Below are 24674 nucleotides of genomic sequence, written 5' to 3'. Positions count from 1 at the left end.
ATTGCGGTAGATGATCGCCGAGGGCGCAAGCGCGTCACAGCGCGCGCCCAGCACTGAGCCCACCCGCAGCAGTGCGCCGAGGTGGGCTCAGCACGGTGAACTACTTGTCAGTCTCGTCTTCGTTGGTGAACGCGTCAGGGTCGAGCGCCGGAACATTCGTCGCGGGCCCAAGGTGGGACGCCCCGCCCTCTTCGCCCCAACCAGCGCCGGGGGTGTGCGCGGGATCGGAGTCGTGATCGTCCCCATGCCCTACGTGCGCTTCATGCTCACGCTTTTCATTCATACTCATGGCGTTTCCTCCAGATCTTCACTGATTGGATTCGGTTACTACCCATGTTCGCGCGTTTGGGCACGATCCGCACCCCCTCTGGTGCAATCGGGCGGCGGATCACGCTTCGCGACTACCCTGAAAGCATGTCCGCATCTGCTGTGTCCCAGACGCCGCCTCCGCCCCTGCCGTCCCGCCGCACGATTGATCGCGGCATTGCGCACCTGGCGATTCCGGCGCTTGGCGCGCTCATTGCGGAACCGTTGTTCCTGATTGTGGATTCCGCGCTCGTGGGTCATCTCGGCGCATCGCCGCTCGCTGGCCTCGCGGTTGCGGCCGCGATCCTGCAGACCGCGGTCGGTCTCATGATCTTCCTCGCGTACTCGACAACCCCGATCGTCGCGCGCCGCCGTGGGGCAGGTAACCTGCAGGGTGCGGTCCAGGCTGGCATCGATGGTCTCTGGCTCGCCTTCGCGCTCGGCGCGGTCGTTGGCGCCGTGATGTGGATCCTGTCACCCCAGCTCGTGTCGCTCTTCGGCGTCTCAGGTGAGACAGCAGAACATGCGCGGATCTACCTCTCCGTCTCCTGCTTCGGCATCCCCGCGATGCTCGTCGTGTTTGCGGCGTCTGGTCTGCTGCGCGGGCTCCAAGACACCAAGACCCCACTCGTCGTCGCGACCGTCGGCTTCGCCGTGAACGCGTTGCTCAACTGGTGGTTCATCTACGGTCTCGGACTCGGTGTCGCGGGCAGCGCGTGGGGCACCGTCGTCGCCCAGTGGGGCATGGTGATCTGCTATCTGGCGGTCATTTCGCGTCACGCACGGAAGCACGGCGCTGGCTTCTTCCCACAGCGCGACGGGCTCAGTCACGCGGGTCGCAGTGGCGGTTGGCTATTCATCCGCACGCTCGGGCTGCGCGCTGCGCTCCTTGCAACCGTTTTCGCCGCGACCCAGCACGGCACCGAGGCCACCGCGGCCTACCAAATCGTGTTCACCATCTTCTCGACGGCAGCCTTCGCGCTCGACGCGCTCGCGATCGCAGCCCAAGCGATGGTCGGTGACGCACTCGGCTCACGGAACGCGGATCGTGCCCGCCTCATCGTCAAGCGCACCCTCTTCTGGGGTGTCATCTGCGGCGTGGTTATTGGCCTGCTGCTCATTGCCGTGAGCCCCGTACTCGGCGGACTCTTCACGAACGACCCCGCCGTGCGCGAGCTGTTGCCGCCGTCCCTCATCACGCTCGCGATCGCGCTGCCACTCAGCGGCTTCGTGTTCGTGCTCGACGGCGTACTCATGGGCGCGGGCGACGCGAGGTACCTCGCGTGGACCAGCCTCGCGAATCTCGCTTTCTACCTGCCCTTTCTCTGGGCGGCTACCGTGTTCTTGCCTGCGGGATCCGCCGCCCTTGTCGGAATCACCGCGGCGTTCATGGTCGTACTCATGCTCGCGCGCGCAACCACACTCGGATTGCGCGCACGCAGCGATCGGTGGATGGTTCTCGGCGCATAACCAGTTACACTGGCTCGGTGCGAATCGTGGTAGCTGATTGTTCTGTTGATTATGCGGGACGACTGTCCGCGCATCTCCCCCGCGCTAAGCGCGTGCTCATGCTGAAGGGTGACGGAAGTATCCTCGTTCACTCGGACGGCGGATCCTACAAACCCCTCAACTGGATGAGCCCTCCCTGCTCCATGCAGACCCTCGAACTCGACGAAGGCGTACGCGAGGTCGGCGTGATCGAGCAGTGGCAGGTCACCCACAAGAAAACCGCTGACAAGCTCATCGTCTCGATCTACGAGATGATCCACGACTCGTCGCATGACCTCGGTATCGACCCCGGCCTCATCAAGAACGGCGTCGAGGCACACCTGCAGGAACTCCTCGCGAGCCAGATCGACCTGCTCGGCGACGGCCACACCCTCGTGCGCCGCGAGTACATGACCGCGATCGGCCCCGTCGACATCCTCGCTCGTGATGGCGAGGGCGCATCAGTCGCTGTCGAGATCAAGCGCCGTGGCGAGATCGACGGCGTCGAACAGCTCACCCGCTACCTCGAGCTCATGAACCGCGACCCGAACCTGCGGCCCGTGCAGGGCGTCTTCGCGGCGCAGGAAATCAAGCCTCAGGCGCGCACGCTCGCCGAGGACCGCGGCATTCGCTGCGTCGTGCTCGACTACGAGGCGATGCGCGGGCAGGAAGACGTGAACGCGCTGTTCTAAGCGCGGGGCGGCCGCTGCGCGGCTTCCTTTTCTATCTCTGCTGAGAGTTTTGTTTCGCTTCGGTATGGGATCGCGCTTCGGTATGCCCAAAATCGCTGATTTGGTCTTACCGAGGTTGCGATTTCTGACCGTGGCTCAGTGGTTTTGGCTCAAGTGAGCTGCTTTGGGGCATGCCTGAGGAATGGCCCTGTGCTGCCTGTTGGGCTGCCGCGGGCGGCCTTGCGTCCGCCCTTGCCTGTGGCATGTTTGGGCTGGGATTCAGTGAGCTGTGGCGTCACAGAGCGAGAGGCTCGGCGGGCGTCTTGCCTGGGTCTGCAAATCGACCGTCATCAGCATGAAAATCTGCAGATTCGTCTTAACGACGGTCGTTTTTTAAGACGAGGGCTGGGAGGCGAGAGCTTAGGAGCGCTCCGCGCCGATGCCCGTGAGGATAATGTCGATGCCACGGGCGAAGGACTCTGCGACGGATCCGCGCCCGCTAGCGGGACCGGCAGGGTCGGCCTCGAGCGAGCCAGCGGCACCAGCCCCCGCAATGAGTGCGCCGAACTCGGCCGCCTGCAGGTAGGTCTGGGTCGACTGTGCATGACCGAACGAGAACAGCAGCAGGGTCCGGGCACCGTCGGGGCCGACGAGCTCGGTGAGGCGCTGCTCGATCGCGATGGTCCCAGTGTGGAACGCGCTAGCGGTCGCGACGACATCAGCGCCGTCGCGCACAGCCAGCAGCGCATCGCGCAGGGCAAGGCAGATGGCACGCGCCATGGGGAGCGGATCGCTTCCCGCCGCCGCACGCACGGTTGCTGAGTGGAGCACTCCGGCGACGATTTCGTCAGCCATCAGGGCAAGCAGCGACTGCTTGTTCGGCACGTGATGGTAGAGCGCGCTGACCTGCACCCCGATCTCAGATGCGACCCGGCGCATCGAGCAGTTTTCGAGGCCGTGCTCGTCGAGTACGCGCAGCGCAGCGGCTACGACGTCGGCACGGCTGTTGCGCATGGCACCATCTTATGACTAACCTGAACACTGTTCACCAGAACACTGTTCAGGTTCATCGCGGCGGCGAGCGCACTCAGCTCGCCAAGCTACGATCACCATGCAAGACCGAAGGAAATACCATGACGCCTGCAGAGGCCACTCAGATCCCAGAACTGCCGAAGCAGGAGCAGGGATCCGCCAATAACGAAGCCTGCAAGGCCACCAAGCGCTCGGCCACCAAGCGGAGCAAGCCCGGCACCGACATCGCGCTGATTGCGACGTTCGCGGCCGTGATCGCGGCATGCGCGCTGCTGCCCGCGCTCAACGTTGGCCCGGTGCCGATCACGCTGCAGACGTTCGGCGTCATCCTCGCTGGTGCCGTGCTCGGCGCACGCCGCGGCTTCCTCGCGGTCCTCCTCTACCTCGCGCTCGGCACGATTGGTATCCCGGTCTTTTCCGGCGGATCAGCCGGCCCCGCAGTCTTCGCCGGCCCCTCGGTTGGCTACCTCATCGCCTTCCCCTTCACCGCCCTGCTCGCAGGCTTCATCGTCGAGCGCCTGCCGCGCGCAAAGATCGCCGCGAGCCTGCCGCTCATCTTCGTCGCCGGCCTTGCGAGCAGCTTCGTGTTCATTCACCCGCTCGGCATTCTGGGCATGTCGAAGGTGCTCGATCTCACGCTCCAGCAGGCGTTCATGGCCGACCTCGTGTTCTGGCCTGGCGATGTGATTAAGAACATCCTGGTCGCGATTGTGGCAACCGCCGTGCATCGCGCGTTCCCGCAGATCCTGCCGGTCCGCCGCAAGGCTCAGCCGGTAGCCTAATTCGGTGATTGTTTTCGAGAACGCTGAAGTCCGCAGGCCTGACGGGTCGGGGATCATCCTCGAACCCGTCAGCCTGCGACTTTCGGAGTCGCTCATTTCGATCATTGGCCTGAATGGCTCGGGCAAATCGACGCTCGCGCGCATGATGAACGGCCTCGTTGTCCCTGATACCGGCCGTGTCCTCGTGCTCGATCCTGTGAGCAACGCTTGGCTGGATACGGCTCGCAAGGGATCCGCCGTCCGTCGCACGGTCGGGTTCTCGTTCACCGATCCCGCAGCCCAGCTCATCATGCCCACGGTCATCGAGGACATCGCGCTGTCGCTGCGCCGCGAGCACAAGCAGAAGGCGGATCGGCTCGCTGCGGCCCGCACCGTTCTCGACCGTTTCGGGCTCGCGGATCTCGCAGACCGCAGCGTCCACCAGCTTTCCGGCGGCCAGCGCCAGCTCGTCGCCCTCGCATCGGTCCTCGCGACCGACCCCGCGGTACTGGTCGCGGATGAACCAACCACCCTCCTCGACCTGCGCAACACCCGCATGATCGGTGACCTACTCTGCTCGCTCCCCCAGCAGACCGTCATCGTCACCCACAACCTCGAGCTCGCCGCCCGCGCCGAGCGCACCCTGGTCGTGCACGATGGGCGGATCGCCTTCGACGGCCCCCCTACCGAAGCGATCGCGCACTACCGGGAGCTGGCAGGGTGAGCACCGCGGTTCTGGGGGCGTACATCCCCGGTGGCGGGCCCCTGCACCGCCTGCGCCCCGGCGCGAAACTCCTCGGCCTCATCGGCTTCTCCGTCGCGGTCATCGCGACTTCGGGGGTCATCCCGACCGCGATCGCCCTCGCGCTCGGCATCGCCCTCGCGCTGCTCGCTGGCCTGCGTGGCCGCGGGCTGCTGCGCGTCGCGCGCGGCTTCGCGATCGTGGCGGTGCTGCTGTTCGCGTTCCAGCTCTGGCAGAGCGACTGGCAGCACGCCTTCGACGTGGTCGGCGGGCTCTTCGCGCTGATCCTTGCGGCGAGCGCGCTTACGGCGAGCACGTCGGCGGCCGACATGCTCGAGACCCTCACCTGGGCGCTCGGGCCTTTGCGGATCTTTGGCGTGCGCCCGGACCGGGTGGCGCTCACGTTTTCGCTTGCGATCCGCGCCATTCCGTCCATGTTGGAGGTTGGTCGCGAGACTGCCGATGCCGCCAGGGCACGCGGCCTAGAGCGCAGCCCTCGGGCCAGGCTCGTCCCGTTCGTACTGCGCGCGGTGGCACAGGCGGAGCGCACGGGCGAGGCGCTCGCTGCGCGCGGGCTCGATGAGGCGGATCGAGCGTGATCGCAGCAGCGGGCGCGTAGGCTAGACGCATGGCATCACAGGATCAGGCGCAGGACCAGCCCCAGGACGAGACTCCCGTCGCGGCAGCCGCTGAGACACCCGTCGAGGAGCAGGCGGACGCGGTCGAGACGACCGTCATCGAGGCTGACGCTGAGGCCGACACCGAGGCAACCGACGGCGCCCCCGAAGAGCCGGAGATCCCGGCCGAGGTCCACAAAGACTACGAGAACACCGCGGCCCGCGAGGCGCTCACGGCGTTCCACGCGACCCCCGACTACGAGCACCTTGCGGCGCTGCTGAACTCGTTCCGCGAGGGATACCTTGTCGCAGACGTGAGCGGCACCGGCGGCAAGCGCCGCGGACCTCGCGTGCGCACGATCCGCTCCACTCGCGGTCAGCTGGTGCTCCCGCTCTTCACGTCGCTCGCCGAGCTCCGCGCGCTCACGCCAGAGCACAAGCGCAGCGAGGTCAAGGGCGCCGTGCTCCCCGCACGCGATGCGCTCGGTCTCATCCACTCTGACCGCTTCGTTGCGGCCGAGTTCGATAAGTCCTCGGCGTCGCTCGTGCTGCTGCGCAAGTACATCACCCTCGCGCACAGCGACGAGGAGATCACGGCCGAATCGCTTGAGGCGATGAAGTAGGCGGATCCGCGCCCCACGCACCAACGCGAACGGGCCGGGCAGGAATTGCTCCCTTGCCCGGCCCGTTCGCCGTTGTTCAGCGGTATTAGCGCATCAGCTGCTCGACTGCGTCGGCAGGAGTCTTGATGGTGAATGCGCGGATGATCTGCATGATGCCGAGCACGAGCATCGAGATACCGATGAGCCACCAGAGGGTGATTGCGCCCATGAGGGGCGACAGGATCAGGGTGAGGCCAGCGAGGATGCTGATGATCGAGTAGATGATCGTCCAGAGCTTCTTGCCCTCAATCTTGCTCAGCATGGTGAGCGCGATGATGCCCTCCATGAGCCACAGCACACCGATCGTGATCGACAGGAAGAGTGCGAGCACTGCGCCGGTGGTGTTGAGGTTCACGGCCATGACGATGCCGCCAATGATGTAGAGCAGGCCGAGCAGAATGTGCCCGGTGCGTGCCCAACCACCCTTGGTGCGGCTGAAGATTGCACCGCCGAGGTAGACAACACCAGCGACGAACGCGTATGCGGCTACGATTGCCGCGACAACGCTGACGGTGAAGCTTGCCGACTTACCCGGGAAGATCAGGATGAGCAGGCCGAGCACAGCCGCAACCAGACCGCCAACACCAAACATGATGCGGGTCGCGTCGGTTGCCTTTGCAGCAAACGGAAGCTGGTTCTGAGTCAAGGGTTTCTCCTCTTGAATGCTTTGCAGGCCTCACGGTTGGGGCCCGCAGTTGTTCCCATTCTGTACCAGTTCAGGCAATTTGTGGCAGAAGCATCGCGAACAAATTGGTAACGCACACGGCGTTACGCAAAACACGCGACGGAATGGACAAAATCATCGTGAAAATCGTCCAAAACGCCTATCGCTCGCGCGTGATCCGCGGGATACGCTGGCGGCAGCCCAAAACTTTCAACGCAGAAGGACATTTCAATGACGCAAAATTCAGGCTCCACCGGCACCGTTCAGCTCGAGACCGAGGTGCTGCGCGCGACCGAGTGGGTTATCGAGCCCGGCGGCGCGATCCCCATGCACCCGCACCACTACGACTACGTTGTCGTTCCGATGATGACCGGCACCATGCACGTGCTCAACTCTGACGGCACCGAGATCGTCGCGAATCTCGTTTCGGGCCAGAGCTACACCCGCGCAGCTGGCGCCGAGCACCGCATCGAGAACCGCAGCACCGACACCACAGTCGTGTTCGTCGAAGTTGAGCGCTTGGCATGAGCGAGTCGACCGCATCTACCCTCATCATCCGCCCGGTCACTGCTGCCGATCAGGCTGGCTGGGCCGCGCTGTACCGCGGCTACCGCGACTTCTACAAGAAGGAGCACAACCCAGAGGTCTATGAGACGGTGTGGGGTTGGCTGGAAGACCCCGCACATGAAGTCCGCGGACTCGTCGCCGAACTCGACGGCGAACTCGTCGGCCTCGGCCACTTCCGCACCTTCGCGCGCCCGCTCGATGGCGTGACTGCGCTGTTCCTCGACGACCTGTTCACCTCGCCCGCCGCACGCGGCAAGGGTGCGGCAACGCAGATCCTCGATGAATTGGCGCGGATCGCCCGTCGCGAAGGCGCAGCCCTCGTCCGCTGGATCACCGCCGAAGACAACGCCACCGCCAAGCGTCTCTACGACAGCCTTGCGGCGCGCGTGCCCTTCGACACCTACGACATGCAGCCGGCGGCGCTTCCCGGCGCTTCGGCGTAGGTCGCTTCCTGCTGATACCGGGGGGGGTCGGTCGGTGGGCGCGGATCCGCGCTCTCGTCCGGCCCCTTCGCCGTCCCGCCCTACTCCTGGCGAAGGCGCTCCGTCGCGACCGTTGGCTCCGTCTGGCCGTGCGGCCAGCTCTTGCCCTCGGCGTCGACCGCGACGAATACGATGCGGTCGAGCGTGAGCACTTCCTGACCGGTGACGGCGTTCTCGACGCGGCAGCTCATGGTGAGCGAGGTGCGACCGAACTCCTTCACGGAGTACTCGAGTACGAGCAGGTCACCGCGGGCAGCGGTCGAAACGAACGCAATCTCAGATACATAGCGGGTGACGACGTTGATCGTGCCGAGCTGCATGGTCGCGATGATCGCAGCCTCTTCATCAACCCAGTGGAGCAGACGCCCGCCGAACAGGCTGCCGTGCTGATTCAGGTCTTCGGGCTTGACCCACTTACGGACAAGAATTCGCGCGTCACTCATGGCGCAAGTGTACCGCTGGCTATATGCCGTCTGACGCTCAGCTCAGGCACTGCCCAAGCTGCGTTCACGCCGCGGTCGCACACAGCGTCCACCCCGCCGCCGCCCAGATTGAGTGAAATAGGGCCGCCCGGCCGCAGGCCGGCCCGTTTCTCTCCCCGGCAGTACCCGCGATGAGCCGCGTTACCCGCCAGCCCGCGTCATTCACCCGCTGCGCGCCACCCAACCCCGCGAAACTCCCCCTTTCTCCCGAAACCAGCCCTTTCATACGCATGAAACACCCAATTTCGAGAGAAACACACCTTCTCGCTGGGTTGGCTAGCTCAGCGGCGGGGTTGGCGGCCAAAACCGGCACTCACCCAGCCCAACCGGATACCCTGGCAACGTGTCGATTCTCGCTGGTATCTTGCTACTCGTTAACGCCGTCTACAACTTCGTTGTATGGCCCCAGTTCTGGAAGCGCGTTGCTGCCGATCCGCGCGCCCGCGATGAAGCAGGTCGCCCCACGAAGTTCTACACGGTGCACCGCGTGCTCATCTCGATCGCGCTCGTCATCGCGGCCGTATCAGCTGTCGCTGGCGTGCTGATGTTCTTCATCGGCTAACAGCCAGATTCTTTTGCCGCTCATTCGTCTACCGCTTACTCTGCCGTCATTCAGCGGCCACGCATAGGATAGATATCGTGAAGCGAATTCTTACCTACGGCACATTTGACCTCCTGCACTGGGGTCACATCCGCCTGCTCCGCCGCGCTCGTCAGCTCGGCGACTACCTTGTCGTTGCCGCGTCGACCGAAGAGTTCAACGCCGGCAAGGGCAAGAAGACCTACCACGACTTCGACACCCGCAAGAACATGCTCGAAGCTGTTCGCTACGTCGACCTCGTCATTCCTGAGACCGACTGGGATCAGAAGATCAACGACGTCAAGAAGTATGAGATCGATACCGTCGTCATGGGTGGCGACTGGGAAGGCGATCCCCGCTTCGAGATCCTCAAGGACTACTGCGAGGTTATCTACCTCGATCGCACCGAGGGCGTCTCGACGACCAAGATCAAGAAGGATCTCGGCGTCAACGCCTAAATCCTCACGCAACAGTAGGGGCTGCTGGGTTTCGCCGTGGTATCCGGGGATCGGCTCGATGACAACCGCGGTGCCGTACGCGCAAAACTCGGTGAAGTTACCGATCGAGCCTGAGTCGAAGCGCATCGCAATAACGGCATTGGCGCCACGGCCCTGGGCCTCAGCCCACATGCGGTTCATGACTTCCCAACGCGATTCGTAGATCACCTTGGTGTATTCGGGCATCTCGCCGCCGCCGAGCGAGCGGAAGCCTGCCGTGAAGTTCTGGCCGAAGTTCGCCGAACGCACGGTGAGACCCATGACTTCGCCCATGACCTGGGTGACGCGGTATCCGGGAACTTCATTGGTAGTGACAACAAACATAGCTGTGACTCTCCTCGCGGGGTTTTCTTTGTGTTTAACAGTACCTGCGGTCGCTATGCCGGCTCTACGACGATCTCACTTTGGCGCTTCCCGTGCCACAACGCACGCAACCCCGCGAGATAGACCGTTTCTCTCGAAACGAGGGCTTTCATGCGAATGAAACTAGGAGTTTCGGCAGAAAGTGTCTATCTCGCGGGGTTGAGCGCAGCGGGCAGCGGGCAGCGAGCAGCGACCAGCGACCTACAGCACCTTCGACAGGAACGCCTTGGTGCGCTCCCGCTGCGGGTTCGTGAGCACCTGCACCGGATCGCCTTCCTCAACGACGACGCCGCCATCCATGAAGACGAGCTTGTCGGCGACCTCGCGAGCGAATCCCATTTCGTGGGTGACCACGATCATCGTCATGCCGCTCTCAGCAAGGCCCTTCATGACGTCGAGTACCTCGCCGACGAGCTCGGGATCGAGCGCAGACGTCGGCTCATCAAACAGCATGAGCTTCGGTTCCATGGCGAGCGCACGCGCGATGGCGACGCGCTGCTGCTGACCACCTGAAAGGTGCGCCGGGTAGTAGTCGTAGCGGTCTGCCAGGCCTACTCGTGCGAGCAGCTCCATTGCCCGCGCCTTCAGCTGCGCCTTGCTGCCACCCTTCCGGAGCAAGCCAGGCGCCAGCATGATGTTCTCGAGCGCGGTGAGGTGCGGGAACAGGTTGAACCGCTGAAACACCATGCCAATGTCACGGCGCTGCTTCGCGGCTTCCCGCGGATGCATCTCATACAGCTTGCCCGCCTTCTCGCGGTAGCCGACGACCTCGCCTTCCACCTCGAGGCGACCAGCGGTCACCGTTTCGAGGTGGTTGATGCAGCGCAAGAACGTCGACTTCCCCGACCCAGAAGGGCCGACGAGGCAGAGCACCTCGCCGCGCTGCACTTCGAGTGAGATCGACTTCAGCACGAGGTTCGAGCCGTACGACTTTGATACAGCCTCGGCACGCACCATGGGAATTGAGTTGTTGGCACTCACTGCGCCACCCCGCTTCCTGCATCAGTTGGCCGTTGTTCGGGGCGCGGATCCCGCTTCGCGGCAGCCTCAGGCACATCGCCCATGACCTCGAGCACCCCGGTAGCGAGCGACGGCTTCATGACGTCTGGTCGCTTGCCGAGGCCCTTCCCGAAGTGGCGCTCCAGGTAGTACTGGCCCACCATGAGCACCGAGGTGATCACGAGGTACCAGATCGATGCAACGATCAGCATCGGCACCGGCTTGTAAGTCACCGCTGCGATGTCACGCGTGCGCGTGTAGAGCTCAAGCGTGAACGGAACAGCCGTGACGAGCGATGTAGTTTTCAGCATCGAGATGACTTCATTGCCCGTCGGCGGGATGATGACGCGCATCGCCTGTGGGAGGATCACGCGGGTCATCGTGTGCCACCAACCGAGGCCGAGTGCGACCGATGCTTCCTCCTGGCCCTTGTCGACGGCGAGGAGGCCAGAACGAACGATCTCCGCCATGTAAGCCGCCTCGTTGAGTGCAAGGCCGATGACTGCGAGCACGAAGAAGGACAGCAGATCCTTGGTGTTGAGTGACAGCCACGGATCGGTGAACGGGATGCCAATGTCGATCGTCTTGTAGATCGTCGCGATAAGGCCCCAGAACGTGAGCTGAACGTAGACCGGTGTACCGCGGAAGATCCACAGATACACCCAAGCAATGCCGCGCACGATGGGGTTGTCTGACAGGCGCATCACCGCGAGGGTAATACCCAAAATGATCGCGATGATCATCGAGTAGACGGTGAGCTGGATCGTATAGCCGATCGCAGAAATCACACGCTGGTCGAAGAGGTACTGACCAACGATGTCCCACGAATAGACCGGACGATTGACGGCGGCGTCGTACACAAACAACGCCACGCAGGCGAGCAGAACGACCGCGAGGACCGTTCGGCCGGGGTGTCGAAGCCGAACCGCTTCGATCGGCTTCGACACCGCGTGAGTCTGATTCTCAGACATGATTACCTTGAGCCGAAGGTGTCCGACTACTCCTTGCCAGCGTTAATGGTCGCGGCGTCGAGAGCGCCGGCGTCAACACCAGCGGCCTTGAGGATCTTCTCGTACGAGCCATCGTCCATGAGCGACTGCAGCGCAGCGTTCACAGCCTTGGTCGTATCGCTGCCCTTCTGCACGGCGAAGCCGTAGGGAGCGCCGTCGAAGATGTCGCCAACGAGCTCAAGCTCATCACCGAGCTTTGCGACAGCTGCGCCAGCAACGGGCGAGTCAGCCGAGAATGCGTCTGCCTTGCCGTTGACCACAGCGTTGGTCACCTCAGACTGCGCTGCAGCAGGGAGAACGATAATCTCAGGCTTGCCAGCTGCCTTGCATTCCTCGTTGCGAGCGGGGAGCTCGTCGGTGTGCTGCACGGTACCGGTCTGCACGGCGACGGTCAGGCCACACGCATTATCGGGATCGATATCGCTGCCGGGCTGTGCAACCCACTGGCTACCAGCGTCGAGGAAGTTGACGAAGTCAACAACCTTCTGGCGCTCGACGTTATCGGTGAACGATGAGGAACCCATGTTCAGGGTGCCTTCCTCGATGCGGGGCAGGATGCTGTCGAAGGGCAGAATCTCCCACTCGGGTTCTAGGCCGAGCTTGGCCGATACGGCTTCTGCGAGCTCTACGCCCCAGCCGATAGGCTTGCCGTTCGGATCCTTGTACTCGTTGGGCGGGTACTCGGCGTCGGTGCCGATGAGGAAGACGCCCGAGTCGCGGATCTCCTTGGGAAGCAGCGCAGCCGCTGCCTCGTCAACCTTGATCTCAACGCCAGAGCTCTCGGTCGTGCCCTCGGATTCCTTCTCTGCGTTATTCACACAGCCGGTAAGGGTGAGCGCTGCTGCTGCGGCGAGCGCAGGAATTACATAACGAATCTTCATTGATTTCTCCGTTGTGACAAAACGTATTCAAGTGCGGCGACGGGGCTCGAACTGGTCGAAGTGCCCGTTCGCCTGTATCGGAAAGTAACACTACCCAGGTTTTGGGTGCTCACTACGAAGTTGAGCTGCAATTGTTGTCGTTCTGTTTCCCCACGCCGCGACCTCTCGTCGGAATCCTCCAAACAATGTGCGCTGGCCACGATTCACTTTCGTGGCCAGCGCACATATGGGGGGGCGGATCGCTCAGCGCCTACCAACCACGCTCGGCGAGGCGGTGCGGCGCGGGAAGATCCGCCACATTGATACCCACCATGGCCTCGCCCAAACCGCGCGAGACCTCAGCAATGACGTCGGGATTGTTGTAATTCGCCACCGCGCGGACGATCGCGGCGGCACGCTTCTCGGGGTTGCCCGACTTGAAGATGCCCGAGCCGACGAAGACACCGTCAGCACCGAGCTGCATCATCATCGCTGCGTCAGCTGGGGTTGCGACGCCGCCAGCGGTGAAGAGCGTGACGGGGAGCTTCCCGGTACGCGCGACCTCGACGACGAGCTCGTAAGGCGCCTGGAGCTCCTTAGCCGCAACGTACAACTCGTCTTCCTGCAGGCGGGTGAGGGCCGCGATCTCCGACTTGATCGTGCGGATGTGCTTGGTCGCTTCAGACACGTCCCCGGTGCCAGCCTCGCCCTTTGAGCGGATCATGGCCGCACCCTCGGTCACGCGGCGGAGCGCCTCACCCAGGTTCGTGGCGCCACAAACAAAGGGAGCAGTGAATCCGCGCTTGTCGATGTGGTTCACGTAATCGGCGGGCGAGAGGACCTCGGACTCGTCGATGAAATCGATGCCGAGCGACTCGAGCACCTGCGCTTCGACGAAGTGACCGATGCGAGCCTTTGCCATCACGGGGATGTCGACGACGGCCTGGATGCCTGCAATAAGATCGGGATCGCTCATGCGGGCAACGCCGCCCTCGGCACGAATGTCTGCGGGAACGCGCTCGAGCGCCATCACAGCGACGGCGCCTGCAGCCGCAGCGATGCGGGCCTGCTCTGCGTCGACGACGTCCATGATAACGCCGCCCTTGAGCGAGGTAGCGACGTCGAGCTTTGCGGAAAGATTCTTGTTTTCAGTCATGTCCCCAGCGTGACACTGGTTCACCACATAGACCTTGTTTCGCAAAACCAAGTAGACCAGTTCCCGGCTGTGGCGGGTGCGCTTTGGCTCATCGGAGCGTCTGGGCCTAGGCTCGCGCGAGCGCGCGTTGGGCCAGGGAAAGTGGGCGGATCGGTCCACACTGCCGCAGATTCTTGTCATTCCTCGTCAGTTTCGTAACCGTGGCGAGCTCGGTCATACTCTCGAGGCACGCGCCACTCAAGAGAAAGGCCGCTTGATGTCCTCAACCGCAAGATCCGTTCTCACAATTCTCGCGTTGGCCTGTTTGTTGTGTTTGGCGACGATGCCAAGCCAACAGCCTGAAACTCTCGTCGCGGCCGAAGCGCCCGCGAACCACTCCGACTCCGGTGGCCGCTGCTGGGCTCAAGCTGGCCGGGTGGTTGGCGGGTTCTGGGGCGCGCTCGCAGCCACCGCGATTTCGCCATGGGCAGCAGGCAGCGCATGGATCGCGTATTCCGGGTTACTGAACAACGAGCCAAAGGACAACGATGGAAACTTCCTCTGCTGACACTCCACCGCGGGCTGCGCTGCTGTTTCTCGCATTCCAAGTAGCGTTTGCTGCCATCTGGGCTGCAATTGCGCTGTGGTCGATGACGCACACGAGCGATCAGATATTTGTCATTCTCAATCTCTTCGCCTTCCTTGGGTTTGCCTACGCCACCGCTTTGCTTGCAAAAGATCTGCTGGCAGCACTGCGCGCTCGCCAGAGCGCCGACGAACAAACACCTCGCTAGCCCCGACGCGTCGAAGACCCACCAACATAGAAAGGCCCGCGTAGCCGCCAACCGGAATCGGTCAGAACCACGCGGGCCTTCAAGGCAGCCGCTCACCCAGAGCGACAATCTCCACGGTTAGCGGAGCGAGGTGCGTCGCTCGATCGAGTGCACGCCCTTCCAAGCAAGTAGCGCGCCCACCACAACGAGCAGCGGCAAGAAGCCAATGCCAATCATGGTTTGCTCAGGAGCCTCAGGTCCCAGACGAACGGCTTCCACAATTTCGGAGAGCATACCGTTCCAAACGATGCTGCCCGCGTCAGCGCCAGTGACCTGCAGGCCGAGCGGCACGAACATCATCGCGAGCACGCTGAGCACCTGCATGAAGAAGTACAGCGCAACTCCCAAGATGATGGGCGCTCCCCCGCCAAGACTGGAGAATCTCTCCTCAGCCCCAACCGAGAGCACCGTTGCGCCAGCAACGAGCACGAAGAGCAGCTGCGCAGCGAGCGCCCCCACCAGGAACCACAGCATCGGGCTACCAACACTGCTCAGTATCAATTCACGGAATCCGGCGAGCTGTTCGCCCAGCGGTGCGCGCGCCGCAATGCCATTCGCCACCACCCACAAGAACAAGCCGACGAGCGTGAGCGCCGTCGCAGCAAGGCTCACGATGAGCGCATGCAGCAGCTTCGTCCAGTACAGAGCGCGACCGCGCACCGGGATGATCATCGTGAAGTAGCCTTCACGGCCGTACATGGTGCGCCAGTAATCAATGGCCAGCATGACCAACGCTGCGGGCACGGCAGCGACCGCTGCGATGACCCCAAGCACCGAGCCAATGCCGCCAAGCACCGGAACATTGATGGCCAACAGGGCGAACGCAGGGATCATCACGGCCGGAATCGCCGCGAGACCAGCCCACACGGTGCGCGCTGAGGCGCGGAAATGATGAGAAAGCAGTGCGCCGATCATGCTGCGTACACCTTCCTAAAGAGCGCATCTATGCCGAGACCGTGTTCTTCACGCAGGTCGTCAGCAGACCCCTCGAGCAGCACATGCCCCGCTCGCAGGAAGATGACATCGTCAACGATTGCTTCAACATCACTAATCAAGTGCGTCGACAGCAGGAGCGTCGAACCGTCGTTCAGGTTCGACAGGATGCCGCGGAGGATGACATCACGTGAGGCGGGGTCAACGCCAGAGATCGGCTCATCGAGCAAGTACACGGAAGCATTGCGCGACATCGCGAGGGCGATCTGAACCTTTTCGCGCATGCCCTTCGACATGTTCTTCAGCGTCACGTCCCATGGCAGCCCGAAGAAGTCGACCATGGACCGCGCCTTCACCGCGTCAAAATCATCAAAGAAGCGCTCGAACTGCGCAATGGTGTCGGCCGCCCGCAAATGCGGGGCGAGGAACGAGGTGTCTGGAAGAAACGACACCTTCGCCTTCGATGCGGGGCCGGGCACGCTGCCCGCGATCCGCGCGTCGCCGGACCAGTTTGCAAGCACGCCCGCAAGAATCTTCAGCAGTGTGGTCTTGCCAGCACCGTTGTCACCCATGAGGCCGACAATACGGCCGGGTGCGATGCGCAAATTGATGTCATTCAACACCCTGCGGGCGCGGAAAGATTTGGTGAGGTGATTCACCTCAATCACCGGGGCAGCGGCGGCTCCCCCTGGCGGGTCTATAAGCGAGTGGTCAGTCAAGACGCGTCCTCTCTGTCATTCCAGAGCTGCGTGAGCAGCTCGGAAGCCTGCTCAAGCGTCATTCCCATCGCAGCCATCGAGGCAGCAAAATCTGTCACCTTCGTTGCGGCGAGCGCAGCGCGCGCCTCAGCGATGGCGGCAGCGTCCGTTGACACGAACCGGCCCGCAGTTCGCTCAGTCACCGTTAAGCCGAGGCGATCAACCTCGGCTAGCGCTTTCTGCACCGTATTCGGGTTCACCCCGACGTCGAGCGCAAGCTCACGCACCGAGGGAAGTTTGCCGCCTGGAGGCCAAGTTCCGGCAACAATACGCTGCCGGAACTCGTCGACGAGCTGTGCCCAAATCGGGCGCGAATCGTCGATCTGCATAGGGAATTCTCCTTGAGTAAAGTCACGCGAGAGTGCCGACCGGTTCGGAGCGCTCCCCCGTCCACGTTCGACAGAGTCACTCAACCCTCACACGTACCACTGTACTACGACAGTAATACAAGGTCAAGAAGTATGAACCCCTACAGCAGAGCGAGCACCAACTCCACAACCACCACGACCGCAACGAGCAAGAAGACCACGCTCGCGCACAGATCAATGACGGGCGTCGCACGACCAAACCACCGCTGGAACCCACGCGAAGATGTGAGCAATGCAAATGAAACGAACCACGCAAGACCAACAATCGTCAGCGCAATCAAGACCAGCGCTCGATCAAGCGTTGTCGCCTCCGCAGGAAGAATCTGCGAGAACAGCGCCGTGAAGAACAGCAGCGCCTTCGGGTTCGACATGTTCGTGAGGAAGCCCATCCGCATGGGATGCGCCACAGGCTCGCCGGCGACCGACGGGCTGCTGCTGGGCTGATCCGCGCCCGCGGCCTCACCCAGAGGAATAGTCACCGACCCGGTCGTCACCAGTTCACGCGCACGATCACTCGCGCGCACCCGCGCACGGTCACGCAAGGCGCGGATCGCAGACCGACCACCCTGAATGCCCATCCAACCGAGCACTGCAGCGCCGATGACCTGCAGAATCGGCAACAGCGCAGGCATCGCAAGCATGAGCGCCGCGAGTCCCGTGACGGAGGCCGCCGTCCACACCGCGTTGCCCGTCATGATGCCGACCGCACCCCACAGCGCCGCGCTGCGGCTGCGGAGACCAAGCTTCAACACAAGGAAGGTATCGGGTCCGGGCACAATCACCGCTGCCGCAAATGTTACCAACAGGGTTACCCACGCCGTTACCGACATCGCGCTTACTACCACCTATCAATTCTGCCAGATTGCGGGCTGCCTCCCGAGCCGTTTGACCTTACATTGCAAGGGAAGGAGAGACCATCACATCGAGGTAATGGCAGCCTTGCCTTGCTTGTGCGTTCCCCGTTTTCGGACGATGATGACACTATGAGTGACGACCAGAGCATCGAATCTGCAATCAACCATCTCCATGAGCGACACAAAGAAGAAGGCATCGGCCAGCGTCTGAACTGGCTGCGCGCGGGCGTGCTCGGCGGTAACGACGGCATCGTTTCTGTCGCCGGTGTCGTTATCGGCGTGGCAGCCGCAACGCCTGGCAACACCGCAGCGATCATGACCGCGGGCGTCGCCGCCCTCGTCGCTGGCGCGTTCTCAATGGCCGGTGGCGAATATGTCTCTGTGAGCACGCAGCGAGACACCGAAAAGGCATTGATCGAGCGGGAGAAGCAGGAACTCGAGGAGCAACCCGCTGCCGAATTGGCAGAACTCACCGGCCTGTACCGTCGCCGCGGACTCTCCGCCAAGCTCGCACGCCAGGTCGCAGAAGAACTCACCGCGCACGATGCGCTCGCAGCGCACGCCGAGGTCGAACTCGGCATTGACCCCAAAGAGCTCACGAGCCCCTGGGCCGCGGCGTTCTCTTCATTCATTGCGTTCACCGTCGGCGGGCTCATTCCGCTCATCATGGTGCTGCTCCCCTTCGGCAACTCGGTCATCACGACCGCGGTCGCTGTTGTCGTTGGCCTATTCCTGACGGGGTGGATCAGCGCCAAGCTCGGCGAGGCGCCACGAGGGCCGGCGATCTTGCGCAACGTCCTTATGGGATCCGCCACAATGCTCGCAACGTACCTCATCGGTCTACTTTTCGGCGTCGCGGTCTCGTAGGCCCCGCCTGCACATGCAGCATGCCCCGCCCTTCACAGTGTGAGTGGCGGGGCATGCTGTTGCGGTAGCGACGCCGCTAGTCGAGATTGGTGGGGGCTGCTGGCAACCCCAGGAAGTCTTCGAGGTTCTTCACGCCCTGCTCGTGCATCGCGGTAGCAACTTCAACACCGACATAGCGGAAGTGCCAAGGCTCGAACGTGTAGCCAACCGTCGGCTGCTCACCCTCGTTGTAGCGCAGAATGAAACCGTACTGCCACGAGTTCTCACGCAGCCAAGCACCCGTCGCGGTATCGCGGAAGCACTCCGAGAGCGCACAACCCTCGTCACCCTCAAGGTCTACGACAAGACCCGTCTGGTGCTCCGAGAAACCCGGCCGAGCCGTATCTTGGTCGGCAAATTCGACGCCGCCCTGCGCCACGAGACCATCGTAGATCTCCTTCTGCAGCTCGTAATCACGGTATCCGCTGGTAATCGTGATTGGAACACCAGCGGCCACCGACGCGTCATACATCTTGCGGAGCGCGGTTGCGGCCTCGGCGCGGATCGGATGCCCCCATACCGAGGGAATCCCCTCAGGTACCACCAGGTCATCAGGAGCCCAGTCAATCGGGCTCATGGGTCGCTGCTTGTTCACGACAACCGTGATTGAGCTTGGTGAATCGACATCGTACGTCGGCGCCGGCTCAGGTTCTGGCTCAGGAGTGGGCTCCGGTGCTGGTTTGGGCTTCGGAGCCGGAGCGGGCGCTGTCACCGCAGGGGCGACAGGCGCATACCGTGCCTGCAACGCAGGCCAGAAGACCACAGCTAGGACCACCAGCAGCACAACAATGCCGCCGCCGATACCCAGACCAAGCTTGAGCCGGCGTCGCCGCCGCGCTCGTACTTCGGGATGATTTGCCCAAGTCTTCTCGATATTCATCCCTGCAATCGTTTCATATGCCTCCGACATTTTGCTGCGGATCCGCGCCCTGGCCCCCAACCAACAGCGTCTTGGCGCGAAAAAACCGAGGGACCCATGCAGTGCATGAGCCCCTCGGTTGTGTACTCAGATCAGCCAGCGACCAATCTCAGTAGGTGTTAGATCGCAGCCTTCGCAGAACGACGGCGCCAGAGCGCCAGCGCGCCACCAGCAGCGATCAGCAGACCAGCAAGGCCAACGTAGATCAGCGGCGAAGTGCCACCGGTGTTGGGGAGCGAGTTCACGATCGGGGTGCCGGGGTGAGCCGGGTCAATCGGGGTCGACGTGTTGCCATCACCATCGGGATCGATCGGCTCCGACGTGTTGTCGTCCCAGTCAAGGACAATGACGCCAGCGTCCCAGGTGGGATCGATGCCCTCGCTCGCAAGTACGTTACCGAAGGGGTAGTCCTTAGTGAGGTACGTGTTCGAGTCATCAAGCACGATCTTGCCGGTGAAGCCGGTTTCGGTGTTTGCGTTCGAATCGTTCTCGTGGGTTGAGCCGTCAGCACGCTCGGTCGTGAAACCGTAGATCTTCTGCTGTTCCTCGGTGAGCGTGAACTTCACCTCGTACTCACCAGCGGGAAGCTGGTCAAAGATGTACAGGCCGTTCTCGTTCGTCACAGTCGAAGCGATGATCTCGCCGTCCTGGAACAGGTCAACGCGAACGCCGGGAAGGACTTCCTCAGGGTTCTCAGACTCGGGGCCGTCCTGCTTGCCATCCTTGTTTGCATCGATCCACACAAAGTCACCAATTGCGTAGGTCTTGCCTGCCTTGTTGGGGAACTTCACCTCGGGCGAAGCCGAAATGTCGTCAACAACGAACTCAAGCAGATTACGATCAAGGATGTAGCCCTTGGGCGCCGCATCCTCACGCAGCCAGTAGGTACCCACTGCGTCAATCGCAACCGGCGCACCTGCCTCGGTAACGATCTTTCCGTTCTCGAGCTTGAGATCCGAGCCAAGTACTACCTTCTTTGCAGGGTCCTTTGGATCCTGGCCGATAAGGGTGAACTTTGCCTGGCTGTCAGTCGCAATGCCGGCACCGGTCTCAACATCAACCTTGTTCAGGTTCAGCGAGAGCTTGGGCTGGTTCTTGAACTTAACGGTGGGTGCATCCGCAGAAATATCGTCAATGAGGAACTTCTGAGGAGTCGTCTCGAGGATGTATCCCTCGGGGGCCACATCTTCACGAATCCAATAGGTGCCAACTGCTTCTACCGTTGCGGGGGTGCCATCAGCCTGAACAATGTTGCCGTTCGCATCAAGCTTCAGATCCGTGAAGAGTTCCACCTGCTTGGTGTTATCTTCAGGATCCTGACCCAGCAGCGAGAAGCGTGCGTTCTCATCCGAGATGACCTTGCCAGCATCAGTCGCATCGATCTTCTTGAGGTCGAGCTCAAGCAGCGGCTTGTTCCACAGCGTTACGGTCTCCGAGGCGCCAGTCGCATCGACAACAACCTTGACTGCGTCCTTCGCGAGAACGTAGCCCTTCGGAGCGACAGTCTCACGCAGCCAGTACGTCGAGTCCTTTTCGTCAACGACTACCGCAGTACCGTCAGCAGTGAGAATGTCTCCATCCTCAAGGCGAAGATCCGAGAAGAGAACCGTGGACTGATCCGCGGCGAGCAGCTCAAAGCGAGCGTCTTCATCGTTCAAAACCTTCTCAGGATCCGAGCTATCCTGCTTCAGGAGACTCAGCGGGTAGCCATTGGTCGGCGTGATCGTCGCGATCGAACCAGCCATCTTGTTCTTAATTGCAACAGCGCTCGTGAAGTCAGTGATTTCAACACTGAAGAGCAGAATCGGGTTCTGAGCACGACTGATCGGACCAGTCTGAATTGTGACCTTGCCGTCGGCATAGGTAGCGTTCAGGTCCGAGTCGATCAGCTTCATGCTCTGACCGTCACCAGAAACCTGGTTGTGGTCAGTGTTCACGAAGGACTTGAACTTAACTCCAGCCGGCAACGTATCGACGATGTCCTTAAACACCTCGTCGTACTTGCCATGTGCAGTCAGGCTAATTCGGTAGACGAACTCGTTGTTTGCAAGCGAGCCATCTGCATTGATCGGAACACGAAGGTTGTTCGTGTAATCATTCGAGTTCTTCGGCGCTACCTGCTTGCGAAGCGAGAGCTCGTCACCGTACGAGCTGCTGCTCACCTGCCAGTTCGACTTGAAGGTGATCTCCTGGCCCTCACCAAGGTAGTCAGCAGAGTTGCTCAGCTGCTTCGTTTCCTTGCCGTCAAAGGCGTGCGTTGCCAGGTCGAAGTTAATCTTCCACTTTGACTGGAACGTATCCGCGGGGAGCTTCGCCTTGACCGCGGCCGCGAACTCAGCGTTCGGAGCGATGACGAGGTAGCCATCCGAGTCAAGCGAAAGATCGAAGTGCGAACCGTTCAGCGCAACCTGGCCGTTGGGGCCGTAGGTGCCCTTGATCGAATCCTTGATCGCAGGAATCGTTACGTCCGACACGTTGAACACGCTGTGATCAACATGATCGATGATTCGCGACTGTGAGGCGTCAGGAAGGTTCTGACCGGTGGACGCAAAGTCGCGACCAATCTCAAAGCCGTAGTTCACCTTGATCGACTGACCAGGCTTAGCCTTGATCTCATTTGCCGACGCAGTCTTCGAGAACATCTTGTCGTCGTTTACGCCATCGGTGGTGTCGACGTTTACCTTGATGCTCGTATTCGCTTCAGGGTTGGTCGTGCCGATGGTCGGGCGCGTGCTGTGCTCAAATACCGCACGGTTCTTCAGAATGAAAGTCTGATCGTAGTGGGTCGGGTTGTTGGCAATTTCAGGCACATTGTTCAGCTGTGCCTTGACCTTGAGCGTGTAGTTCTTGGTCACATCCTTGCCGAAGTTGACCTGCAGCACCTGCCCCTCAAGACGGTAGTGAAGGGCATACTCGTCCTTCGCAAAGTCAGCCTTCGAGACTTCTGTGGGGTCAGCAGGCTGCAGTGTGACAGTATTTGTACCGTCGGTGAGCTGCAGGAAGTCCTCGTCAGCCGCAAGCCATTCCGCCGAGGCAGGAAGCGTATCGGTCATGACAACGTTGCGCTTCAGCGCGAGTGCGCCATCTGCAAAATCCTTGAACTTGGTCAAGTCTGCCGTGAGTGTGTAGTTCAGTGGAATCGACTGGGGAAGCGGATCACCGGACTTCAGATATTCGTCAACAGTCTTAAACGTTTCTGATGTCTTATCGACTGCCTTCGTAAACGCTTCGCCGTAACCGGGGCCGGGCATGCGACCGAGTGAACCCTGCACCTGAACCGTTGCGCTACCGGTCGTCTTAGAACCCTCGGTCACCGTGTTTGCCAACGGGAACTTAAAGGTACCGCCGTCTACGCCGTCGATGTTGTCATCGTACGCCTTCTGCAGCCGTTCCTGGACACGAGCGAGAGCCGCGGCATCGGCGATCTTTACTGTGTAGGTGAAGACGTAAACCGAGTTAGGAGCCGCGGTGAAGGTGTGGGTGAACTTCTGCCCCTGAATAGCGAGGACATCCGACGCTGGAATGTCCTTCATATTCAGGCCGTCCTCGTCACGAGTGGTGCCTGACATCGAGAGCTGACCATCGAAAGCGAAATCAGCATCGCCAAGCGAGTCTTCAAAAGTGATCTCGCCGCCTGCTTCAGTCTTCACGGTGTACGTGTACGTGACGGTACTGGTCGCAGCGCCCTTACCGAGCACAACCTTGCCGTGCTCGCGATCCTTATCCGAGGGATCGAACTCCACTGAAACACCGGGATTCCACGTGCCACTGTTTGCAGACTTTGCGCGGGACTCCTTAATGAAGCCGGGCTCATCATCCTGCTCCAGGAAGACGATCGTGACCTTTGAAGTGGGTGTACCGTTCAGTACCCAGTTGACCTCAGCCACCTCGGAATCAATACGCTCGCTGACGATGAACTCAAATTCAAGGACGCCCTGTGCGAAGTCTGGATCAATCTCATCAGCGAACGTAATACGCACGCTACCGTCTGCGAGGAGCTCGAGCTCCTTGATTGCGTCATTGCCCTCTGGCACCTTCAAGGAGTCCGGCGAGATAGCCATCCCCTCGGGCGGAGCAAAGGTCATGACTTCACCAGCCGAGATGTCGTCGTAGCCCAACTTGAACTTGTAGCTAGATCCCTCAACAAAGGTGGGCTTGTTATCATGCGAGCCGCCGGTTGAGCCGAAGCCGATAAGCGTCAGCGAACCAGTTCCACTCGAAGCGGCTGGGCCTTCTGCATCCTCAGCAGCGTTTGCGGGCGAAGCAAAGCCAGCAAACGCGAGTAGTGCTGTGAGCAAACCTGCTAACAGCGGCACGAAAAAGCGCGCGCCAAGGCGCGGCTTGATGTACTCAGACATCGTCGTTCCCCCCTAGAAACGAAAAAAGACCGCGAACTATGTCGCGGCCTCGCGTGAAGGACACAGAGTTGTCTGCGTCCAGAGCGTGCGCCTGTCCCCACAGAGCGCACAATGTTCATTCAATTGTTTCACGCGCATAGAAAATGCACAAGTGTCAATCAAAACTCAAAAGGGAAACCTTTCACGGAAGATGCTCTCCCGCAATCACCGCTATGTCCCGAACAGGCGTTTTGCCCGAGCACCACTATTGGAGATAGGAGCCTTGCCCGGTTTTGGGTACAAAAAAAGGGGGGGGCCCGCCCCTCTAGCCCCTCCCCCAAAAAAGGAAGAAACCAGAGGAACGAACCCCCCAAAAACAGTGAAAGGGAAACCCCGCCCCAGCACTCATTGCTGAAACAGTGTTCCCCTCTCACCCACCAAAAGGTGTCCGGCGGTGACCTACTCTCCCACACCCTCCCGAGTGCAGTACCATCGGCGCTGTCAGTCTTAGCTTCCGGGTTCGGAATGTAACCGGGCGTTTCCCTGACGCTATAACCACCGTAACTCTATACACATATCAACCACACCAGAATACCGTTTCAACCCTGTCACAGGCGAATCGGTAATGCTTACCGGCGTGGCTTCTCGTACATCAAGAACCACAAAGTGAACGCGAACAATATCGTTTAAGAATCCCGAAATCCATGCCCCTCAACTCAATGAGGGAGAATATCAAGTCATCGGCTTATTAGTACCAGTCAGCTCCACACGTTACCGCGCTTCCACATCTGGCCTATCAACCCAGTCATCTACTGGGAGCCTCACAGACCGAAGTCTACGGAGATCTC

Annotated in this window: 27 protein-coding genes, 2 rRNA genes and 1 pseudogene; 13 read left to right on the top strand and 17 right to left on the bottom strand. The window is 61.4% G+C overall.

Annotation, left to right across the window (positions count from 1 at the left end; genetic code table 11):
- Positions 1-100: 100 nt before the first annotated feature.
- Positions 101-289 carry a hypothetical protein gene (locus ICL81_RS10655; RefSeq protein WP_188034863.1) on the bottom strand — a complete coding sequence of 63 codons (189 nt, stop codon included), beginning with the start codon at positions 287-289 and terminating at the stop codon, positions 101-103.
- Between the two features lie 125 nt (positions 290-414).
- On the opposite strand from ICL81_RS10655, the gene ICL81_RS10650 reads away from it, so the two are divergent.
- Both ICL81_RS10650 and nucS read left to right on the top strand, forming a co-directional pair.
- On the top strand, positions 415-1776 hold the full coding sequence (locus tag ICL81_RS10650; RefSeq protein WP_188034862.1) for an MATE family efflux transporter: 1362 nt from the start codon (positions 415-417) through the stop codon (positions 1774-1776).
- A 17-nt stretch (positions 1777-1793) separates the two neighbouring features.
- The gene (gene nucS / locus ICL81_RS10645) at positions 1794-2486 is read left to right on the top strand and encodes an endonuclease NucS (protein ID WP_188034861.1); all 693 of its coding nucleotides are present in this window, start codon (positions 1794-1796) and stop codon (positions 2484-2486) included.
- Between the two features lie 399 nt (positions 2487-2885).
- Here nucS and ICL81_RS10640 read toward each other — a convergent pair whose 3' ends face one another.
- Entirely contained in the window at positions 2886-3479 is a 594-nt protein-coding gene (locus ICL81_RS10640; protein WP_188034860.1) for a TetR family transcriptional regulator, read from the bottom strand.
- A gap of 119 nt (positions 3480-3598) precedes the next feature.
- On the opposite strand from ICL81_RS10640, the gene ICL81_RS10635 reads away from it, so the two are divergent.
- The 4 genes from ICL81_RS10635 to ICL81_RS10620 are packed head-to-tail and all read left to right on the top strand — an operon-like array spanning position 3599 to position 6240.
- On the top strand, positions 3599-4279 hold the full coding sequence (locus tag ICL81_RS10635; protein ID WP_188034859.1) for a biotin transporter BioY: 681 nt from the start codon (positions 3599-3601) through the stop codon (positions 4277-4279).
- Positions 4280-4283: 4 nt separating this feature from the next.
- On the top strand, positions 4284-4982 hold the full coding sequence (locus ICL81_RS10630; RefSeq protein WP_188034858.1) for an ABC transporter ATP-binding protein: 699 nt from the start codon (positions 4284-4286) through the stop codon (positions 4980-4982).
- Positions 4979-5599, top strand: coding sequence for an energy-coupling factor transporter transmembrane component T (locus ICL81_RS10625; RefSeq protein WP_188034857.1), 621 nt, complete (start codon positions 4979-4981; stop codon positions 5597-5599). The genes ICL81_RS10630 and ICL81_RS10625 overlap by 4 nt, the downstream gene beginning before the upstream one ends.
- Positions 5600-5628: 29 nt before the next feature.
- On the top strand, positions 5629-6240 hold the full coding sequence (locus ICL81_RS10620) for an SseB family protein (protein WP_188034856.1): 612 nt from the start codon (positions 5629-5631) through the stop codon (positions 6238-6240).
- Positions 6241-6325: 85 nt separating this feature from the next.
- Here ICL81_RS10620 and ICL81_RS10615 read toward each other — a convergent pair whose 3' ends face one another.
- Entirely contained in the window at positions 6326-6925 is a 600-nt protein-coding gene (locus tag ICL81_RS10615) for an HdeD family acid-resistance protein (RefSeq protein WP_251382106.1), read from the bottom strand.
- Positions 6926-7174: 249 nt separating this feature from the next.
- Between ICL81_RS10615 and ICL81_RS10610 the strand changes: the two genes are divergently transcribed.
- On the top strand, positions 7175-7471 hold the full coding sequence (locus ICL81_RS10610; RefSeq protein ID WP_188024559.1) for a cupin domain-containing protein: 297 nt from the start codon (positions 7175-7177) through the stop codon (positions 7469-7471).
- Entirely contained in the window at positions 7468-7953 is a 486-nt protein-coding gene (locus ICL81_RS10605) for a GNAT family N-acetyltransferase (protein ID WP_188034855.1), read from the top strand. Before ICL81_RS10610 ends, ICL81_RS10605 begins: the two co-directional genes overlap by 4 nt.
- A gap of 80 nt (positions 7954-8033) precedes the next feature.
- Here the strand turns inward: ICL81_RS10605 and ICL81_RS10600 are convergent, their stop codons facing one another.
- A complete protein-coding gene (locus tag ICL81_RS10600; protein ID WP_188034854.1) occupies positions 8034-8435 on the bottom strand; it encodes an acyl-CoA thioesterase in 402 nt (133 codons plus the stop codon).
- 382 nt (positions 8436-8817) lie between these two features.
- Here ICL81_RS10600 and ICL81_RS10595 point away from each other — a divergent pair, with 382 nt between their 5' ends.
- Both ICL81_RS10595 and tagD read left to right on the top strand, forming a co-directional pair.
- On the top strand, positions 8818-9036 hold the full coding sequence (locus ICL81_RS10595; protein ID WP_188034853.1) for an SCO4848 family membrane protein: 219 nt from the start codon (positions 8818-8820) through the stop codon (positions 9034-9036).
- 77 nt (positions 9037-9113) lie between these two features.
- Positions 9114-9512 carry a glycerol-3-phosphate cytidylyltransferase gene (gene tagD, locus ICL81_RS10590; protein ID WP_188024565.1) on the top strand — a complete coding sequence of 133 codons (399 nt, stop codon included), beginning with the start codon at positions 9114-9116 and terminating at the stop codon, positions 9510-9512.
- Positions 9513-9581: 69 nt separating this feature from the next.
- Here tagD and ICL81_RS10585 read toward each other — a convergent pair.
- The 5 genes and pseudogenes from ICL81_RS10585 to pdxS all read right to left on the bottom strand — a co-directional run.
- Positions 9582-9875, bottom strand: a pseudogene (locus ICL81_RS10585) (YbjQ family protein); the annotation flags it as partial.
- Between the two features lie 240 nt (positions 9876-10115).
- Entirely contained in the window at positions 10116-10871 is a 756-nt protein-coding gene (locus ICL81_RS10580; RefSeq protein WP_188034931.1) for an amino acid ABC transporter ATP-binding protein, read from the bottom strand.
- Between the two features lie 20 nt (positions 10872-10891).
- Positions 10892-11884, bottom strand: coding sequence for an amino acid ABC transporter permease (locus ICL81_RS10575; RefSeq protein ID WP_188034852.1), 993 nt, complete (start codon positions 11882-11884; stop codon positions 10892-10894).
- A 26-nt stretch (positions 11885-11910) separates the two neighbouring features.
- A complete protein-coding gene (locus ICL81_RS10570) occupies positions 11911-12804 on the bottom strand; it encodes an ABC transporter substrate-binding protein (RefSeq protein ID WP_188034851.1) in 894 nt (297 codons plus the stop codon).
- Positions 12805-13054: 250 nt separating this feature from the next.
- Positions 13055-13939: a pyridoxal 5'-phosphate synthase lyase subunit PdxS gene (pdxS, locus tag ICL81_RS10565; RefSeq protein ID WP_188034850.1), complete on the bottom strand. Its 885-nt coding sequence runs from the start codon at positions 13937-13939 to the stop codon at positions 13055-13057.
- Between the two features lie 322 nt (positions 13940-14261).
- Between pdxS and ICL81_RS10560 the strand changes: the two genes are divergently transcribed.
- Together ICL81_RS10560 and ICL81_RS10555 are read left to right on the top strand one after the other, a co-directional pair.
- Entirely contained in the window at positions 14262-14486 is a 225-nt protein-coding gene (locus ICL81_RS10560; protein ID WP_188034849.1) for a hypothetical protein, read from the top strand.
- Entirely contained in the window at positions 14467-14712 is a 246-nt protein-coding gene (locus ICL81_RS10555) for a hypothetical protein (protein ID WP_188034848.1), read from the top strand. The genes ICL81_RS10560 and ICL81_RS10555 overlap by 20 nt, the downstream gene beginning before the upstream one ends.
- A gap of 117 nt (positions 14713-14829) precedes the next feature.
- Here the strand turns inward: ICL81_RS10555 and ICL81_RS10550 are convergent, their stop codons facing one another.
- From ICL81_RS10550 to ICL81_RS10535, 4 genes are all read right to left on the bottom strand, one after another.
- Positions 14830-15666, bottom strand: coding sequence for a hypothetical protein (locus ICL81_RS10550; RefSeq protein ID WP_188034847.1), 837 nt, complete (start codon positions 15664-15666; stop codon positions 14830-14832).
- Positions 15663-16403, bottom strand: coding sequence for an ABC transporter ATP-binding protein (locus tag ICL81_RS10545; protein ID WP_223160697.1), 741 nt, complete (start codon positions 16401-16403; stop codon positions 15663-15665). Before ICL81_RS10545 ends, ICL81_RS10550 begins: the two co-directional genes overlap by 4 nt.
- Positions 16400-16771, bottom strand: coding sequence for a GntR family transcriptional regulator (locus ICL81_RS10540; RefSeq protein ID WP_188034846.1), 372 nt, complete (start codon positions 16769-16771; stop codon positions 16400-16402). Before ICL81_RS10540 ends, ICL81_RS10545 begins: the two co-directional genes overlap by 4 nt.
- A gap of 140 nt (positions 16772-16911) precedes the next feature.
- A complete protein-coding gene (locus ICL81_RS10535; RefSeq protein WP_215394788.1) occupies positions 16912-17655 on the bottom strand; it encodes a LysE family translocator in 744 nt (247 codons plus the stop codon).
- A gap of 138 nt (positions 17656-17793) precedes the next feature.
- On the opposite strand from ICL81_RS10535, the gene ICL81_RS10530 reads away from it, so the two are divergent.
- Positions 17794-18531, top strand: coding sequence for a VIT family protein (locus tag ICL81_RS10530; RefSeq protein WP_188034844.1), 738 nt, complete (start codon positions 17794-17796; stop codon positions 18529-18531).
- Between the two features lie 76 nt (positions 18532-18607).
- Here the strand turns inward: ICL81_RS10530 and ICL81_RS10525 are convergent, their stop codons facing one another.
- The 4 genes from ICL81_RS10525 to ICL81_RS10510 all read right to left on the bottom strand — a co-directional run.
- Complete coding sequence (locus ICL81_RS10525) at positions 18608-19450, bottom strand: M15 family metallopeptidase (protein ID WP_188034843.1); 843 nt, start codon at positions 19448-19450, stop codon at positions 18608-18610.
- 158 nt (positions 19451-19608) lie between these two features.
- Entirely contained in the window at positions 19609-23847 is a 4239-nt protein-coding gene (locus ICL81_RS10520; RefSeq protein WP_188034842.1) for a SpaA isopeptide-forming pilin-related protein, read from the bottom strand.
- Between the two features lie 425 nt (positions 23848-24272).
- Positions 24273-24389: ribosomal RNA gene (gene rrf / locus ICL81_RS10515) — 5S ribosomal RNA — on the bottom strand.
- Between the two features lie 165 nt (positions 24390-24554).
- Positions 24555-24674 (bottom strand): 23S ribosomal RNA (locus ICL81_RS10510); the annotation flags it as partial.

Source organism: Leucobacter sp. cx-328 (assembly GCF_014530035.1).
In the GTDB taxonomy this organism is placed as follows: Bacteria; Actinomycetota; Actinomycetes; order Actinomycetales; family Microbacteriaceae; genus Leucobacter.
The sequence above is the reverse complement of the archived record's forward strand: the minus strand, read 5'-3'. Positions and strand labels throughout refer to the sequence as shown.

Excerpts from the sequence above, each read along its gene's own strand:
- ICL81_RS10655 (WP_188034863.1), bottom strand. The coding sequence starts at position 289 with ATGAGTATGAATGAAAAGCGTGAGCATGAAGCGCACGTAGGGCATGGG.
- ICL81_RS10560 (WP_188034849.1), top strand. The coding sequence starts at position 14,262 with ATGCCAAGCCAACAGCCTGAAACTCTCGTCGCGGCCGAAGCGCCCGCG.
- ICL81_RS10520 (WP_188034842.1), bottom strand. The coding sequence starts at position 23,847 with ATGTCTGAGTACATCAAGCCGCGCCTTGGCGCGCGCTTTTTCGTGCCG.
- ICL81_RS10620 (WP_188034856.1), top strand. The coding sequence starts at position 5,629 with ATGGCATCACAGGATCAGGCGCAGGACCAGCCCCAGGACGAGACTCCC.
- ICL81_RS10530 (WP_188034844.1), top strand. The coding sequence starts at position 17,794 with ATGAGTGACGACCAGAGCATCGAATCTGCAATCAACCATCTCCATGAG.
- ICL81_RS10570 (WP_188034851.1), bottom strand. The coding sequence starts at position 12,804 with ATGAAGATTCGTTATGTAATTCCTGCGCTCGCCGCAGCAGCAGCGCTC.
- ICL81_RS10555 (WP_188034848.1), top strand. The coding sequence starts at position 14,467 with ATGGAAACTTCCTCTGCTGACACTCCACCGCGGGCTGCGCTGCTGTTT.
- ICL81_RS10610 (WP_188024559.1), top strand. The coding sequence starts at position 7,175 with ATGACGCAAAATTCAGGCTCCACCGGCACCGTTCAGCTCGAGACCGAG.
- ICL81_RS10605 (WP_188034855.1), top strand. The coding sequence starts at position 7,468 with ATGAGCGAGTCGACCGCATCTACCCTCATCATCCGCCCGGTCACTGCT.
- ICL81_RS10525 (WP_188034843.1), bottom strand. The coding sequence starts at position 19,450 with ATGAATATCGAGAAGACTTGGGCAAATCATCCCGAAGTACGAGCGCGG.
- pdxS (WP_188034850.1), bottom strand. The coding sequence starts at position 13,939 with ATGACTGAAAACAAGAATCTTTCCGCAAAGCTCGACGTCGCTACCTCG.
- ICL81_RS10600 (WP_188034854.1), bottom strand. The coding sequence starts at position 8,435 with ATGAGTGACGCGCGAATTCTTGTCCGTAAGTGGGTCAAGCCCGAAGAC.
- ICL81_RS10640 (WP_188034860.1), bottom strand. The coding sequence starts at position 3,479 with ATGCGCAACAGCCGTGCCGACGTCGTAGCCGCTGCGCTGCGCGTACTC.
- ICL81_RS10635 (WP_188034859.1), top strand. The coding sequence starts at position 3,599 with ATGACGCCTGCAGAGGCCACTCAGATCCCAGAACTGCCGAAGCAGGAG.
- ICL81_RS10575 (WP_188034852.1), bottom strand. The coding sequence starts at position 11,884 with ATGTCTGAGAATCAGACTCACGCGGTGTCGAAGCCGATCGAAGCGGTT.
- ICL81_RS10580 (WP_188034931.1), bottom strand. The coding sequence starts at position 10,871 with ATGGTGCGTGCCGAGGCTGTATCAAAGTCGTACGGCTCGAACCTCGTG.
- ICL81_RS10650 (WP_188034862.1), top strand. The coding sequence starts at position 415 with ATGTCCGCATCTGCTGTGTCCCAGACGCCGCCTCCGCCCCTGCCGTCC.
- ICL81_RS10540 (WP_188034846.1), bottom strand. The coding sequence starts at position 16,771 with ATGCAGATCGACGATTCGCGCCCGATTTGGGCACAGCTCGTCGACGAG.
- ICL81_RS10550 (WP_188034847.1), bottom strand. The coding sequence starts at position 15,666 with ATGATCGGCGCACTGCTTTCTCATCATTTCCGCGCCTCAGCGCGCACC.